Origin of the sequence: Neisseria elongata subsp. elongata (assembly GCF_900113545.1) — a bacterium.
Lineage (GTDB): Bacteria > Pseudomonadota > Gammaproteobacteria > Burkholderiales > Neisseriaceae > Neisseria > Neisseria elongata.
The window spans coordinates 18,196-32,596 of record NZ_FOPS01000007.1; the positions used below are offsets into that span (position 1 = coordinate 18,196).

Annotated in this window: 12 protein-coding genes and 1 pseudogene; 5 read left to right on the plus strand and 8 right to left on the minus strand. The window is 57.6% G+C overall.

Features of this window, described 5'->3' with window-relative positions; genetic code table 11:
- Positions 1–60 precede the first annotated feature (60 nt).
- The 4 genes and pseudogenes from BM261_RS07865 to BM261_RS07880 form a co-directional block, all read left to right on the plus strand.
- Positions 61–2,268 carry a TonB-dependent hemoglobin/transferrin/lactoferrin family receptor gene (locus tag BM261_RS07865; protein ID WP_074897196.1) on the plus strand — a complete coding sequence of 736 codons (2,208 nt, stop codon included), beginning with the start codon at positions 61–63 and terminating at the stop codon, positions 2,266–2,268.
- Positions 2,269–2,340: 72 nt separating this feature from the next.
- Positions 2,341–3,132 (plus strand): heme/hemin ABC transporter substrate-binding protein, encoded by a 792-nt coding sequence (locus BM261_RS07870; RefSeq protein ID WP_074897198.1) that lies wholly within the window; start codon positions 2,341–2,343, stop codon positions 3,130–3,132.
- Between the two features lie 140 nt (positions 3,133–3,272).
- Positions 3,273–4,214: a FecCD family ABC transporter permease gene (locus BM261_RS07875; RefSeq protein ID WP_074897200.1), complete on the plus strand. Its 942-nt coding sequence runs from the start codon at positions 3,273–3,275 to the stop codon at positions 4,212–4,214.
- A gap of 103 nt (positions 4,215–4,317) precedes the next feature.
- Positions 4,318–4,986, plus strand: a pseudogene (locus BM261_RS07880) (ABC transporter ATP-binding protein); the annotation flags it as partial.
- A gap of 116 nt (positions 4,987–5,102) precedes the next feature.
- On the opposite strand, the gene fabB reads toward BM261_RS07880, so the two are convergent.
- The 6 genes from fabB to metX all read right to left on the minus strand — a co-directional run bounded on the left by fabB (position 5,103) and on the right by metX (position 11,602).
- Positions 5,103–6,317, minus strand: a complete 1,215-nt coding sequence (gene fabB, locus BM261_RS07885; protein WP_074897204.1) for a beta-ketoacyl-ACP synthase I — start codon at positions 6,315–6,317, stop codon at positions 5,103–5,105.
- A gap of 67 nt (positions 6,318–6,384) precedes the next feature.
- Positions 6,385–6,912 (minus strand): 3-hydroxyacyl-[acyl-carrier-protein] dehydratase FabA, encoded by a 528-nt coding sequence (gene fabA / locus BM261_RS07890; RefSeq protein ID WP_070453854.1) that lies wholly within the window; start codon positions 6,910–6,912, stop codon positions 6,385–6,387.
- Positions 6,913–7,166: 254 nt separating this feature from the next.
- On the minus strand, positions 7,167–7,502 hold the full coding sequence (locus BM261_RS07895; RefSeq protein WP_003772128.1) for a YbaB/EbfC family nucleoid-associated protein: 336 nt from the start codon (positions 7,500–7,502) through the stop codon (positions 7,167–7,169).
- 72 nt (positions 7,503–7,574) lie between these two features.
- Positions 7,575–9,803: a DNA polymerase III subunit gamma/tau gene (gene dnaX / locus BM261_RS07900; protein WP_074897207.1), complete on the minus strand. Its 2,229-nt coding sequence runs from the start codon at positions 9,801–9,803 to the stop codon at positions 7,575–7,577.
- Positions 9,804–9,884: 81 nt separating this feature from the next.
- The gene (gene metW / locus BM261_RS07905) at positions 9,885–10,469 is read right to left on the minus strand and encodes a methionine biosynthesis protein MetW (RefSeq protein ID WP_049253331.1); all 585 of its coding nucleotides are present in this window, start codon (positions 10,467–10,469) and stop codon (positions 9,885–9,887) included.
- Positions 10,466–11,602, minus strand: coding sequence for a homoserine O-succinyltransferase MetX (gene metX, locus BM261_RS07910; RefSeq protein ID WP_074897209.1), 1,137 nt, complete (start codon positions 11,600–11,602; stop codon positions 10,466–10,468). Before metX ends, metW begins: the two co-directional genes overlap by 4 nt.
- Before the next feature lie 113 nt (positions 11,603–11,715).
- Here metX and BM261_RS07915 point away from each other — a divergent pair, with 113 nt between their 5' ends.
- The gene (locus BM261_RS07915; protein WP_240317866.1) at positions 11,716–11,865 is read left to right on the plus strand and encodes a protein MIGRI; all 150 of its coding nucleotides are present in this window, start codon (positions 11,716–11,718) and stop codon (positions 11,863–11,865) included.
- Positions 11,866–11,944: 79 nt separating this feature from the next.
- On the opposite strand, the gene BM261_RS07920 is transcribed toward BM261_RS07915, so the two are convergent.
- Positions 11,945–12,409: a hypothetical protein gene (locus BM261_RS07920; RefSeq protein ID WP_074897213.1), complete on the minus strand. Its 465-nt coding sequence runs from the start codon at positions 12,407–12,409 to the stop codon at positions 11,945–11,947.
- An 84-nt stretch (positions 12,410–12,493) separates the two neighbouring features.
- A complete protein-coding gene (locus BM261_RS07925; protein WP_074897330.1) occupies positions 12,494–14,203 on the minus strand; it encodes a molecular chaperone HscC in 1,710 nt (569 codons plus the stop codon).
- Positions 14,204–14,401 lie beyond the last annotated feature (198 nt).

A 14,401-nucleotide genomic window follows, 5' to 3' on the forward strand; every position in this document is an offset into this window, starting at 1 on the left:
CAAATAAAATCATATTTCAATTAAAATAAAAACTATTATTAATTAAATGAAATAAGTACGATGATGTTACAACAGAAAATATTGGCTTGTGCTGTAGCCTCTACTTTTGCTACCCCGCTGTATGCGGCGAATGTCGAACCTATTCCGCAGGCGGAGCTGGCTCCCGTCCTTGTTACCGCCGACCGCAACGCGCAAACGCTGGACAAAGCTGCGCCGAATGTGTCGGTTATCGGGCGCAAGACCTTAAACCAAGCGTCGGCGCAGAATTTGGACGACATCGTTTTGTACGAACCCGGCGTCAGCGTGCCGTCTGACAACAACCGCCGCGGCCATGCGGGCATCAATATCCGAGGCATAGACGGCAACCGCATCCTGATGATGGTGGACGGCGTACGCATTCCCGAGTCCTACGCGGGCGGCGGTTCTAACGGCGCGATTTCGGGACGCGATATGGTCGAAAGCGACACGCTCAAGCAGGTCGATATTGTCAAAGGCCCTTATTCCGCGCTCTACGGCAGCGATGCGCTCGGCGGCGTGGTGAACATGGTTACGCTCTCGCCGCGCGATTTTGTCGATGCGGACAAACGCGGGCATTTCGGTTTGAAACACGGCTACCGCAGCCGCGACCGCAGCCACGGCGTAACGGCGACAGCCGCCGGTTTCCATGAAAACGCCGAAGGCCTGCTGATGCTGACGCGCCGCCAAGGACACGAAACGAAAAACATGGGCGGCGACAAAAGCTACTCGACTTCGCGCACCGCCACCAATCCGCAGAAAAACAATGCCTACAATATTTTGGCGAAAGGCAGTATCGGCAACGAACACCACCGCTTTGAAACTTTGTACGAACAGTATTACCACGCCAACGACACCGTGTTGGCAAACGGCTTGGGTTCGCAATCGCGTGGGCCGGTAACGGTGGCGACTTCGGAAAGCAACGCCCGCGACCGCATCCGCCGCCAACGCATTGAAGCGGGCTACCGCTACACCAGCGAAGGTCGTCTGAAAGAAGCGAACCTGACCGCCTATCAGCAAAAACTGCGCACGGAAGACGATGCCGTCGATGTCAGCATTACCCGCATGGGCGCGCGCCAACTGGGCAACTCGACCCGCTATTCCAATTACGGTTTCCAACAAGTCATACGCGGCTTGAACGGACGCGGCGTGTGGGAATTTGACGGCGCGGTCAAACAAACCGTCGTTGCCGGAGCCGAATACAAACATACCGAAACCGCCCGTCCGCGCGACAGCCTGACGGTGGACAACCTGACTGGCGCCGTTAGCAAAGTCTATGCGGGCAGCACCTATCCGAACAAAACCTTTCCCGACAGCAAACGCAAAACCCTCAGCCTGTACGCACAAGACAGCCTGACCTTCGGCAACGGCATCGTCCTGACCCCTGCCCTACGTTACGAGAAAGACAAACTGAACACCGAAACCGACCAAGCCTATCTCAACGCCAATCCCGACGGCACGGCAACCCGCTTCAACGATTCCGCGCTTACGCCCAGCCTGCGCTTGAGTGTACCGATGGGCGAGCAGCTCACCGGTTTTGCCACTTATTCACAAGGCTTCCGCACACCGCCGTTTGACAGCGCGACCATGGCGTTTGCCAACACGACCTACGGCTATGCCGTCATCCCGAATGCGAATCTCAAATCCGAACGCTCCAACAGCTTCGAATTGGGCATGAAGTTCAAAAACGAACGCGCCCGCGCGCAAGTTACCGCGTTCTACAACCGTTATCGAAACTTCATTGACCGCACCGAAGTCGGCACTGCCTCCATAGGCGGCCGCCCGATTATCCAGTACCAATATCAAAACCTGGATAGGGTCAAAACCTACGGCGCAGAAGCCTCCGCCGCCTACAAATTCCTGCCGGGCTGGCAAGTCTCCGGCAGCATCGCTTGGATGCGCGGCAAGCAGCAAGACGGCACGCCGCTGGATTCCGCCTACCCGCTCAACGGCGTTTTGGGCTTGGACTACGCGCAAGAAAAATGGGGCGTCGATACCAAATTGCGCTGGTCGAAAAAACACAGCCGCGTCAGCAGTGACAGCGTTTTCCAAGCGCCGGGCTACGGCGTATGGGATGTCGGCGCGTGGTACAAGCCGTCTAAAAACCTTGAAATCGGCGCGAACATTTACAACATCGGCAACAAAAAATACTGGCAACACGCAGACGTCGCCGGCATGAGCCGTACCAGTGTGATGGACTTGTACACCGAAACCGGCCGCAATTTCGCCGCAACGGTACAACTGAAGTTCTAATGTGATTCAACCGTTTTCAGACGGCCTGAGAAAACGAGCAGGCCGTCTGAAAGCATTCGACAAGGAAAAATAATGAAACTCAAACTCCTTCTGCTTTCCGCGTTTATTTCGTTGGCCGGCACTGCACACGCACAACGCATCGTCGTGTTAACCCCCGATACGGCAGACATTGTTGCCGCGCTCGGCGCATTGGACGAAATCGTCGGCCGCGATCAGACCGTTCAAAATCCGGCATTGAAAAACAAGCCCAGTATCGGCATTCATCGCCGTCTGACGGTTGAGCCGATTGTGGCCGCCAAACCCGACATCGCCATCGGTTCATGGATGGCGCAGCCTGCCGATATTTTTGCCCACCTGCAAAAAGCAGGAATTAAAGCCGTTAATGTTGCGCCCGATGACAGCATCGCCGCCTATCCGCAAAGTATCCGCAACATCGGCCGGCTTATCGGCAAAAGCACGCAGGCGGACAAGTTGGCAAGCAAGTGGCAGGCGGATATGAAACAGCAGCCTTCCAGCGGCAAACGCTACCTCTTCAGCTACGACGGGCGCATCGTATCGGGCAAGAATACTGCCGCCGACGAAATCATCCGCCGTGCCGGCGGTATCAATGCCGCAGCCGCCATTGACGGTTTCAAACCGATGACGCGTGAGGCATGGATAGCGGCCAAGCCCGACATCATTATCATTGCCGATCACAACACGGCCATGATAGGCAACGTCAAAACCTTTGCCGCACGCCCCGAAATCGCCGGTTCGCCTGCTGCGAAAAACGGCAAAATTTATTTGTGGAAGGCCAACGATATGTTCCGTTACGGGTTGGATACGCCGCAAGTGGTTCAACGTTTGCACGGTTTGGCGAAATAAACGCGCCTGATTTGAAAAAAACAGCCTGATTTTTGTTTTCAGACGGCCTTGATGTGTTCCTTCTTGTTGAGGAGGCAAAACGGCTGTCTTAAAAATGCCGTCTGAAACTGTCCCTCAATCCGCTTAAACCGTATGATGTCATGAAACCGCATATCCTTACCCTTTGCCTGCTGCTTACTGCTGCCGCAGTTTATTTGTGCTGCGGCATCGGTTTTGGCGCGTGGGAGTCGCCGCTGGCGATGGATGAAACCGTCCGCCAAATTCGTTTACCGCGCATCTATACCGCGCTTTTGGTTGGAGCCGGTTTATCCGCTTCGGGGGCGGCATTGCAGGCTTTATTTGAGAACCCGCTGGCCGATCCGAGTTTGATCGGGACGTCGGGCGGTGCGGCTTTGGGCGTGATTGTTTTATTGGCTTTGGGCGGTGGTACGATTGGCGTACCTACGGCGGCCTTTTTCGGTGCGCTGGGCATGTGCCTGCTGATTTTGGCAGTGCATAAACTGCTCGGCGGCGGTACTTTGGGATTGCTGGTGTTGGGTTTTGTGTTGAGCGCGTTTTCGGGCGCGGTGGTCAGCATGATTTTGTTTTTATCTGACGATTTGGTATTGCGCAGCACGACCACATGGCTGTCGGGCAGCCTTGCCGAAGCTGGTTTCTCATCGCCTGTTGCGGCAATCGCGGTCATGTTGCCCGGTTTTCTGATTTTGTTGTCCGCAGGCAGGCGGCTGGACGTTTTGATGACGGGGGAAGACACGGCTGCCAGTATGGGTGTATCAGTTGGGGTATTGCGTGTGCAAACCGTAATCGGCGCGGCATTGATGACGGGGGCGGCGGTGTCGCTTTCGGGCATCATCGGTTTTCTCGGCATGATGATCCCCAATGTGCTGGCGCAAACCGTCGGCGGCAGCCGCCGCAAATTGATTGCGCTGTCGGCTTGGTTGGGCGCAGTGTTTTTAATGGTGGTGGACGGCGCGGCGCGCTGGTTGACATACCCTGTAGATCTGCCGGTCGGTATCGTGATTGCCTTATTGGGCGGACCGTTTTTTATGTATTTGTTTATCAAGCCTTTGAAAAGCCGTTGATGTCTAAACAAGCTGTCTGAAACTTCATTGCCCTATATCTTTTGCCATGTACACCTTATTTCAAATCCGTAATCTTTCCGTCTGCGTCCAAGACAAAACCCTGCTTGAAATCGATCAACTGGATATACCTTCGGGCATGACCGTCATTATCGGTCCGAATGGTGCGGGCAAATCCACTTTGCTGCGTGTCTTAATCGGGCAAACAGGGCAGGGGAAAATCACGCTTTTCGGTGAGGCCGTTGCGCCGCAAATCCGCGCGGGCAGGGTGGCATGGGTCGGGCAGCATGGCCGTTACAACATGCCGATGACCGTACGCGAATACATTGAGTTGGCGTCATTCGTACAAAAAGGCCGTCTGAATCATGAATGGGCGGACGAGTTGCTCGATTATTTTGATTTGACGGCCTTGGCGGATAAGCGCATCGGCAAGCTCTCAGGCGGCGAACAGCAACGCGCCAACATCATCCGCGCCCTGTTGCAAAATGCGCCGGTCTTGCTTTTGGACGAACCGTGCAACCATCTTGATATCCGCCACCAACACCGCCTGATGCAGTATTTGGTAGGGTATTCAAACCGTGCCTCATCAATGATGGTATTGCACGATTTAAACCTCGCCGCGCGTTATGCGGAACATATTATTTTGATGAATAGGGGAAAAGTCGTTGCATCAGGCAAGGTGGGCGAAGTGATGCACCCCGACTTGCTTGAATCGGTTTACGGTTGGCAGATACGCCGTTGCGAAGATGAAGCAGGGTTTTATTTTAGAAGTTGAGGCTGTCTGAAAACCGCTTGTTTGCACAGGTATAAATTTTCAGACGGCCTCGAAATGTGAAAAAGCCTGCATCTCGTGCAGGCTTTCTTTTATTTCAAACCAAGCGGGGGCAACGGTTAATCGACGCGGCTGAAAATCAGCGTGGCATTGGTGCCGCCGAAGCCGAAGCTGTTGGACATCACCGCGTTGAGCTTCATCTCGCGGTTTTCGCGCAGAATCGGCAGGCCTTCGGCTTGTTCGTCCAAGTTTCGGATGTTCGCGCTGGCGCAGGCAAAATCGTTCTGCATCATCAGAATCGAGTAAATCGCTTCGTTCGAACCTGCCGCGCCTAGGGCGTGGCCGGAAAGCGATTTGGTGGAGCTGATGAGCGGGATTTCTTGTCCGGCGAACACTTCGCGGATGGCACCCAGTTCTTTGGTGTCGCCGACCGGCGTGGAAGTGCCGTGGGCGTTGATGTAATCGACTTTGCCGCCGTGCTGCGCCAGTGCCATCTGCATACAGCGCACCGCGCCTTCGCCGGAAGGTTGAACCATGTCGTAACCGTCGGAAGTCGCGCCATAGCCGGTCAGTTCGCACAGGATGTTCGCACCGCGCGCTTTGGCGTGTTCATATTCTTCCATCACCAAGATGCTGCCGCCGCCGGAAATCACGAAACCGTCGCGGTCGGCATCATAGGCGCGGCTGGCCTGTTCAGGCGTGTCGTTGTATTTGCTCGATAACGCACCCATCGCATCGAACAGGGAACTCATCTGCCAAGACACTTCTTCGCCGCCGCCGGCAAACACGATGTCTTGTTTGCCAAGCTGAATCAGTTCGGCGGCGTGGCCGATGCAGTGGGCGGAAGTGGAGCAGGCAGAGCTGATGGAATAGTTCACACCTTTGATTTTAAAAGGGGTAGCCAAGCAGGCGGCTACGGTGGAGGCCATGGTTTTGGTTACGCCGTAGGGGCCGATGCGCTTCACGCCGCTGGCACGCAGGGTGTCGGCGGCTTCCACTTGCGAGGCGGAAGACGCGCCGCCGCTGCCGGTTACGATGCCGGTGCGGATGTTGGAAACCTGCCCTTCAGTGAGGTCGGCGTTGGCGATGGCTTCTTTCATGGCGATGTAGGCATAGGCCGCCGCGTCGCCCATAAAGCGCAGGATTTTGCGGTCGATGTGTTCTTTGGTGTCGATTTTGATGTTGCCTGCCACGTTTGAACGCAGCCCCATTTCGCGGTAGCTTTCGTCAAAGGAAATGCCGGATTTCAGGTTTTTCAGCGATTCGAGCACTTCGCGGCAGTTGTTGCCCAGGCTAGATACGATGCCGATACCGGTTACGACTACTCGTTTCATAGTGGATACTCCTTAATGGCGGCCGTCTGAACGCTTTTTTCAGACGGCCTTTTGCCGTTGCAAATGGTTAGAAGTCGTCGGTAGATGTGAACAGGCCGACGCGCAGGCCGTTGCCTTCATAGATTTTGCGGCCGTCCACGCTCATTTCGGCGTCGGCGATGCCCAGCACCAGTTTGCTGTTCATCACGCGTTTGATGTGGATGTGGTAGGTGATTTTTTTGTGTTTCGGCAATACTTGGCCGCTGAATTTCACTTCGGCGCAGCCCAGTGCGCGGCCACGTCCCGGCGCGCCCGTCCAGCCCAAATAGAAGCCCACTAATTGCCACATGGCGTCCAAGCCCAAGCAGCCGGGCATGACGGGGTCGCCTTCGAAATGGCAGCCGAAGAACCACAAGTCGGGGTTGATGTCCAATTCGGCGACGATTTCGCCTTTGCCGTATTTGCCGCCGGTGCTGTTGATGTCGAGGATGCGGTCTATCATCAGCATGTTCGGCAGCGGCAGTTGGGCATTGCCCGCGCCGAAAAGTTCGCCGCGCCCGCAGGCTAAGAGTTCTTCTTTGGTGTAGCTGTTTTGCTGAACGAATGGGGTGGTCATGGTTGTCCTTTGATAAATCCTGATGTAATCAGTTGGGGTTGAGTTTAGAGACTAAACTCTAAAAAACGGGTGCATTCTATTTCAGTCGGCAGAATCCCGCAATGCCAAGAGGGCGGCCGGCAATATTTTCCGGGGCGGGTTGGGATATGCATTTAAGCAAGTTTTTGTTTTATTGAAGTTAAGTTAAAGGAAAGGCCGTCTGAAAGTTTCAGACGGCCTTTTTATCTTCGGGCGGCATGGAGGCCGTCTGAAAATTATTTGAAGAAGTCGCCGATGCCGCCGGGCAGGCCTTGGGTGAATTTGCCCATGGTGGACGAGGTGAGGTCTTCGGCGGCTTCGTGGGCGGCGTTTACCGCAGCCAATACCAAATCTTCCAGCATTTCTTTGTCTTCGGCCGCTTCGGCAATCAGGTCGGGGCTGATGCTGATGCTTTTGACTTCGTGGTTGCAGGTCATGACGACTTTAACCAGGCCGTTGCCCGCTTCGCCGTTTACTTCGGTAACGGCCAGCTCGGCTTGGGCTTTTTTCATATTTTCCTGCATTTTTTGGGCTTGCTGCATGAGGCCGCCCAGTCCTGCTTTTCCAAACATGGTTTTATGCTCCTGTGTGTTGAGGGTTAAAGATAAAGGGTTGTCCGCTGCGGGTGGGCGGCGGACGGGAAATCAGTTTTCGAGGTTTTCCGCCAGTTGCAGGCTTTCCGCTTCCCAGCCCGCCGCTTCGAGTCCGGCCATCAGGCGGCGGCAGGCGGGGTCGTTTTCCAGCCGGCCGCGTGCTTCCTCGCGGCCTTCGTGTTGCAGGCGGACGCGGCGCATGGCCGGGGTTTCCCAGCCCGCACCGTCCTGCCAGGCTTGGGTTTGGATGCTCAGGCCGGGGCGGTTGTAGGCATCGGCCAGCGTTTGGCTGATTTTGTCGAAATATTCTTTGGTGGTGGTGGTCTGGCTGTTGCCGTTGAGGGCGAACAGGATGCGGTTGGCGGCGGTGTCGTCTTTCGTCCAGGCCATGTGGTCGGCCAGCATTTGCGCGGCACCCAGCCGTTTGCCGAGGCGTTTGATGACGGCATGCCAGTTGGCGGCGTTCAGTTCGGGCAGGGGGGTGAAGTCGTCCGCGTTTTCGCCCTCGTCTTCGCCTTCTTCATGTCCGGTTTCTCCTGTTTCCATGCCTTCGTCCTGCGGCAGGGGCGGGAGGATGTCGTCGCCGTAGTAAGCGTATTCGTCGGCGGGCGGAATGTCGTCGAAGGGCGCGCTTTCTTCCAACTGCCAGGCTTCGGGACTGGCGGGCAGGGTGTGTTCGGACGGCCTGTTGTCTTCTGACGGGTGGAGGCCGTCTGAAAGTTGGGTTTGCGAGACGTTCGCGGCGGATTCCTGCCACGGCGGGGTGCCGTCGTCGCTTGTGGCGGTTACCGTTTGGTCGGGCGTGTGTTCAGACGGCCTGTCTTTTTCTGACGGGTGGAGGCCGTCTGAAAGGCGTGTTTGCGGCGTGTTTGCGGCGGATTCCTGCCACGGCGGGGTGTCGTCGTTGTTTGTGGTGGCGGTTGCTGTTTGGTCGGACGTGTGTTCAGACGGCCTGTCGTCTTCCGACGGGTGGCGGCCGTCTGAAAGTCGGGTTGGCGATACATTTGTTGCAGTTTCCTGCCACGGCGGGGTGTTGTCGTCGCTTGTGGCGGCTGCCGTTTGGGCGGGTGCTGTGTCGGTGGAGGCCGTCTGAAAGGCAGGCAGGTTTTCAGACGGCGTTTGCTTTGCGGGGGCTGCGGACGGGGTGTGCAGCCCGCTGCCGTCAATTTGCGCGCCGGTGTACTGCGGCGGGGCGGCCAAGGGGGCGAAGGCCAGCATGCGCAGGAGGGTCATGACGAAGCCTGCGTATTCGTCGGGGGCGAGGCCGAGGTCTTGTTTGCCATGGATGGCGCATTGGTAGTAGAGCTGGATTTGTTCGCCGCCCAGTTGTGCCGCGAGGTGTTTGAGGGCGGGATATTCGGGGTCGTCGGCGGGTACGGCGGCGGGTACGGTTTGCAGCAGGGCGATGCGTTGCAGCAGGAGGGCGAGTTCGCTCAGGGCGTTGTCGAAGCCGACGGCGCGTTCGGCCATTTCCCGTGCCTGGTTCATCAGGGCCGCGCCGTTTTGGCCGGCGATGCTTTGCAGCAGTTCGTAGAGGTAGCGTTTGTCCACCGCGCCTATCATTTGGCGCACGTCTTGTTCGACCACTTTGCCCGATCCCATGGCGATGGCTTGGTCGAGCAGGCTGAGTGCGTCGCGCATGGAGCCTGCGGCGGCGCGGCCGAGCAGGGCGAGGGCGGGGGTTTCGTAGGGGATTTGTTCGCTGTCGAGGACGTGTGCGAGGTGGTCGGCCACTTGTTGGGTGGTCATGTTGCGCAGGACGAATTGCAGGCAGCGGCTGAGTACGGTAACGGGGACTTTGTGCGGGTCGGTGGTGGCGAGGATGAATTTGACGTGCTCGGGCGGCTCTTCCAGGGTTTTGAGCATGGCGTTGAACGCGCTTTTGGAGAGCATGTGCACTTCGTCGATGATGTAGACTTTGTATTTGCCGGCGGTCGGGGCGTATTGGGCGTTTTCGAGTACTTCGCGGATGTTGTCGATGCCGGTGTTGGAGGCGGCGTCGATTTCGAGCAGGTCGACGAAGCGGCCGGCGTCGATGTCGCGGCAGGATTGGCATTGGCCGCAGGGTTCGCCTTCTTCGGGGTGTTCGCAGTTGAGGCTTTTGGCGAGGATGCGGGCGATGGTGGTTTTGCCCACGCCGCGCGTGCCGGTGAGCAGGTAGGCGTGGTGCAGGCGGCCTTTTTCCAGGGCGTTGCGCAGGGCTTTGACGACGTGTTCCTGTCCGACGAGGTCGGCGAAGGTTTTCGGCCGCCATTTGCGGGCGAGTACTTGGTATGCCATAAAAAATCTCCGAGGCCGTCTGAAAAGGCATTCCGTGCTTTTCAGACGGCCTCTCCGGTATGGATGGGGCGGCGGGGCGGTTTAGCCGACGCGGTAAAATGCCAGGCTACCCATGAGGTTGGGCAGGGTTTCGATTCGTTTGCCTGCGGTCATGACGGCGCGTTCGAGGACGCGGATGTTGTTTTTCGCGCACAGTGCGTCGAAGTCCTGCAGGGTGCACCAGTGGATGTTGGGGGTGTTGTACCACTGGTAGGGCATGCGTTCGCTGACGGGCATGTGGCCGCCCAGTGCGATTTGCAGGCGGTTGCGCCAGTAGCCGAAGTTGGGGAAGGAGACGACGGCTTGTTTGGCGACGCGGGTCAGGTCGCGCAGGATGTTTTCGGTGTTCTGCATCGCCTGTATGGTTTGGCTCAAGATGATGATGTCGAAGCTGTCGTCGTCGAAATCCTGCAGGCCTTGTTCCAAGTCGGCCTGTATGACGTTGATGCCGTTGGCGATGGAAGCCAGCACGCCTTCGGTGTCGATTTCCACGCCGTAGCCGGTGCATTGTTTTTCCCGAACCAGTGCGGACAGCAGTTCGCCGCGGCCGCAGCCGAGGTCGAGTACGCGGCTGCCGGCCGGTATCCAGTCGTAAATCAGCCGTAAATCGTCGCGCAGATTGTTCATGCCTGCAACTCCTTGTAAACGTTGTCCATATATGCGGCCACGGCGGCGATATAGGGGCGGTCGGTCATCAGGAAGGCATCGTGGCCGTGATTGGATTCGACCTCGATGTATTGTACGTCGCGCCCGGCTTTGACGAGGTGTTTGACCAGTGCGCGCGAGCGTGCGGTGGCGAAACGCCAGTCGGTGGTGAAGCTGGCGACGAAGAATTTGGCCTTGGTCTGCCGCAGTGCCGCAACGAGGTCGTTGCCGAAGGCGGCGGCGGGGCTGAAGTAGTCCAGCACTTTGGTCATCCGCAGGTAGGTGTTGGCATCGAAGCGTTCAGCAAATTTGTCGCCCTGATAGCGCAGGTAGGATTCGATTTCGAACTCTACGCCGTAGCCGTAGCGTATGCCGTCGTGCAGGCTGCGGCCGAATTTCCTGCCCAGGCCTTCTTCGGCCAGGTAGGTGATGTGCCCCATCATGCGGGCGATGCGCAGCCCGCGGCGCGGGATGGTGTTGAAGCGGCGGTAGTGGCCTTCGTGGAAGTCGGGGTCGGTGATGATGGCTTGGCGGGCAACGTCGTTGAAGGCGATGTTTTGCGCCGACAGGCGGGTGGCGGAGGCAATCACCAGCGCGTGCCGCACGCGGTCGGGGTAGTCTATCGCCCATTGCAGTGCCTGCATGCCGCCCAAGCTGCCGCCGATGACGGCCGCCCATTGGCGGATGCCGAAGCGGTCGGCCAGCAGAGCTTGGCTGTTGATCCAGTCTTTTACGGTAACGACGGGGAAGTCCGCGCCGTATTCCTGTCCGTTTTCGGGGTTGGTGCTCAACGGGCCGGTGCTGCCGGCGCAGCCGCCCAGGTTGTTGAGCCCGATAACGAAGAAGCGGTTGGTGTCCACGGGTTTGCCGGGGCCGACCATGCTGTCCCACCAGCCGGGGTGTTTGTCGTCGGGGTGGTGGCGGCCGGCGACGTGGTGGTCGCCGGAGAGGGCGTGGCAGACCAATACGGCGTTGGATTTGTCGGCGTTGAGCGTGCCGTAGGTTTCCACCATCAAATCGAAGTGCGGCAGGGTTTGGCCGTTTTGCAGGACAAGCGGCTGTTCGAACGGGATTTTTTCGGGCGTTACCAGCCCTATGCTGTCGGCGGCGGTCATAACGTGTGCGCGGGAGAGGGAAAAGGCCGTATTATAACGGCTTTTGTTTTTGCATGGCTGTTTCAGACGGCCTTTCTTGCCGGATGCATGTTTCTTTTTTATTGAAGTTCTTTTTGTTTGCCGCTTTGATTGCTTTGGCGGTTGTGCGGCTGTTGCCGGACGGTTACCGGCAGGCGGTGCACAGGGCGGCGAAAACCGCGGCCTGGGTTTGCGTTTCGATGTCGCTGCTGTTGGCGGCGTTGCGCTATTGGTTGGCCGTCTGAAAACATCCGGGCAGCCGCCGTCGGAATGAAAGGCGGGCTGCCCGGATGCTTTCGCAATCTTTTCAGACGGCCTGTCGGTTTATTTCACCCGTTTGGCGCGGCGGAAAAATTCGTCGGGCGCGGTGGTGCTGCGCAGGGCGTTGTTTTTGTCGAGCTGGATAAAGGATTCCATGCCGTCGCTGCAACTGAGTGCCACGTCGATGCGCAGGTATTTTTTATTGGGGCGGATGGTTTTCAGTACCGCGTTCATTTCGCTACCGTATGCTTTATTGTCCGAGTCTTCGATTTCGATGCTTTCGCGGATGCTTTTGGCCAGTTCTTTGCCGCTTATCCAAGAGCTTTCATGCACATAACCTTTGCTTTTTTGGCCGCACTCGGCGGATACATGGGCAAATTCTTTAAAGCCGTTTTTGTTGATGACGAAGTTTCCGCCGTCCGCATCGTGCCAGGTACCGAAGCTTTGCGGATGCGGATTGACGTCGGCGGCTTGCGCGGTGGCAACGGCCAGGCTTAACAGCAGGGGGACGGTTTTCAAGAGTTTCATGGCGGTACTTTCTTTCGGTTGAGGTGGAGGGGTAAAACGGGCCGGGTTTTCAGACGGCCTGTTTTGCTGTCGGCGTGCAGGCGGTTACAGCAGCCAGCCGCCGTCGTAGTGGCTGAGGAATTCGGCAAATTCGCTTTGCGCGCGGCGGATTTGGGCGTGGTCCTGCGATTCCAGGATGCGTTCGAATATCATGATGCGGTGGCCGATGATCTGCCGTTGGTCGCCGAGGTGTTCTTCATACAGGCGTTTGCCTTTTTCCAGCAGGTAAATGTTTTCCTGCTGGTCGCGCGGGTGGATTTTCAGTGCGGCCAGTTTTTTCAGTGAGGCTTGGATTTCCTCTTCGGAAAGGTTTACGCTGTTGTGGCGGAAGGTTTGGTTGGCGGAGATGTCGAACTCGCTGTTGCGGACATCCACGTCCAGTAGGCCGTTGATGTCGTAGCTGAACCGAACGTCGATATACACTTCGCCTTCGGGGCGCGGGGGGATTTTGACGGTCAGGCGGCCGAGTTCGAGGTTGTCTTTGGCGGCAACCGATTCGCCCTGCAAGACGCGCAGTTCGATTTCGGTCTGGTTGTCGGATGCCGTGCTGTAGCGTTCTTCGCGCGATACGGGTACGGGCATGTTGCGTTCGATAATCGGGCTGAAAATGCCGTAGGCGCGTTCGCCGTTGCCCAGGTCGGTGCTGGTTTCGATGCCGAGCGAGAAGGGCATGACGTCGGTTAAAACTACTTCGTCCACGCTTTCGTCGCGTGCGATTAAGGCCGCCTGAACCGCCGCCCCGCGCGCGATGGCTTCGTCGGGATTGACGGAAACGTTGGCGATGCGGCGGAACAGTTGGGCGATGGTTTGGCGGATGAGCGGCATGCGTGTGGCACCGCCTACCAGGATGATGCTGTCGATTTGGTCGGGGTGTAGCCTGGCATCGCGCAGGGCGCGTTCGAGCGGCTGGCGCAGGCGGGTCAGCAGGGGCTTGGCGGCTTCGTAAAATTCGTTGCGGGCAATGACGGCGGAAACGATGCGGCCGCCGACATTGACTGCGATTTCGGCCTGCATTTCTTCGCCCAGTTTCCGTTTTGCGGTTTCCAGAGCCTGCCACAGTTCGCTGCTGTCGCTTAGTTTGGCGCGTTCGGCATCGCTCAGTTCTTTGCATTGGCGCAGGAAGCATTGGCGCAATATCTGTACGAAGTCTTCGCCGCCCAAATGGTTGTCGCCCGCACTGGCGGATACTTGCACCACGCCGTCGAAATAGTCCAAAACGGATACGTCGAACGTGCCGCCGCCCAAGTCGTAAATCAGGAAACGGGTGTCGTCGGGCTTTTCCTGCAGGCCGTAGGCCAGGCCGGCGGCGGTCGGTTCGTTCAGCAGGCGCAGGACGTTCAGCCCGGCCATTTGCGCCGCATTGCGCGTGGCCTGCCGTTGGATGGCGTTGAAATAGGCCGGCACGGTGATGACGGCCTCGTCCACAGGTTCGCCCAAAAACGCTTCCGCGTCTTCCTTCAGGCTGCGCAGCAGGAGGGCGGACAGTTCTTCGGCGCGGAAGGTTTTGTTGCCGAGTTTGAAGGTTTTGTCCGTGCCCATAAAGCGTTTGAAGGCCGAGGCGGTGGACTGCGGCGCGGTGCGCAGGCGTTCGCGTGCGGCGAGGCCGACTAGGATTTTCCCGTCGTCGCCTATGCTGACGACGGAGGGGGTCAGGAAATGGCCGAGCCGGTTGGGAATCAGGCGGGTTTCGCCGTTGATGAATTGGGCAATCAGGCTGTTGGTGGTGCCCAAGTCGATGCCGATTTGTGCTGTCATGGATGGCTGCCGGAGAAAAAACGCCATTTTAAATGCGGACAGGCCGTCTGAAAACGTTGTTTCAGGCTGCGGTGGGAAATTTTTGCGTTCCGCCGCATACGGATTCATAGTGATGCCGATATGTGAAACGGGGGTTTCTGTTTGGAAACCCCCGTTTTATGTCGGATAAGTGTGGCGAAAAATTGTTTTCAGACGGCC

What these genes read in the sequence shown, in the direction of transcription:
- BM261_RS07865 (WP_074897196.1), top strand. Translation starts at nt 61, where the DNA reads ATGATGTTACAACAGAAAATATTGGCTTGTGCTGTAGCCTCTACTTTT.
- BM261_RS07870 (WP_074897198.1), top strand. Translation starts at nt 2,341, where the DNA reads ATGAAACTCAAACTCCTTCTGCTTTCCGCGTTTATTTCGTTGGCCGGC.
- BM261_RS07875 (WP_074897200.1), top strand. Translation starts at nt 3,273, where the DNA reads ATGAAACCGCATATCCTTACCCTTTGCCTGCTGCTTACTGCTGCCGCA.
- fabB (WP_074897204.1), bottom strand. Translation starts at nt 6,317, where the DNA reads ATGAAACGAGTAGTCGTAACCGGTATCGGCATCGTATCTAGCCTGGGC.
- fabA (WP_070453854.1), bottom strand. Translation starts at nt 6,912, where the DNA reads ATGACCACCCCATTCGTTCAGCAAAACAGCTACACCAAAGAAGAACTC.
- BM261_RS07895 (WP_003772128.1), bottom strand. Translation starts at nt 7,502, where the DNA reads ATGTTTGGAAAAGCAGGACTGGGCGGCCTCATGCAGCAAGCCCAAAAA.
- dnaX (WP_074897207.1), bottom strand. Translation starts at nt 9,803, where the DNA reads ATGGCATACCAAGTACTCGCCCGCAAATGGCGGCCGAAAACCTTCGCC.
- metW (WP_049253331.1), bottom strand. Translation starts at nt 10,469, where the DNA reads ATGAACAATCTGCGCGACGATTTACGGCTGATTTACGACTGGATACCG.
- metX (WP_074897209.1), bottom strand. Translation starts at nt 11,602, where the DNA reads ATGACCGCCGCCGACAGCATAGGGCTGGTAACGCCCGAAAAAATCCCG.
- BM261_RS07920 (WP_074897213.1), bottom strand. Translation starts at nt 12,409, where the DNA reads ATGAAACTCTTGAAAACCGTCCCCCTGCTGTTAAGCCTGGCCGTTGCC.
- BM261_RS07925 (WP_074897330.1), bottom strand. Translation starts at nt 14,203, where the DNA reads ATGACAGCACAAATCGGCATCGACTTGGGCACCACCAACAGCCTGATT.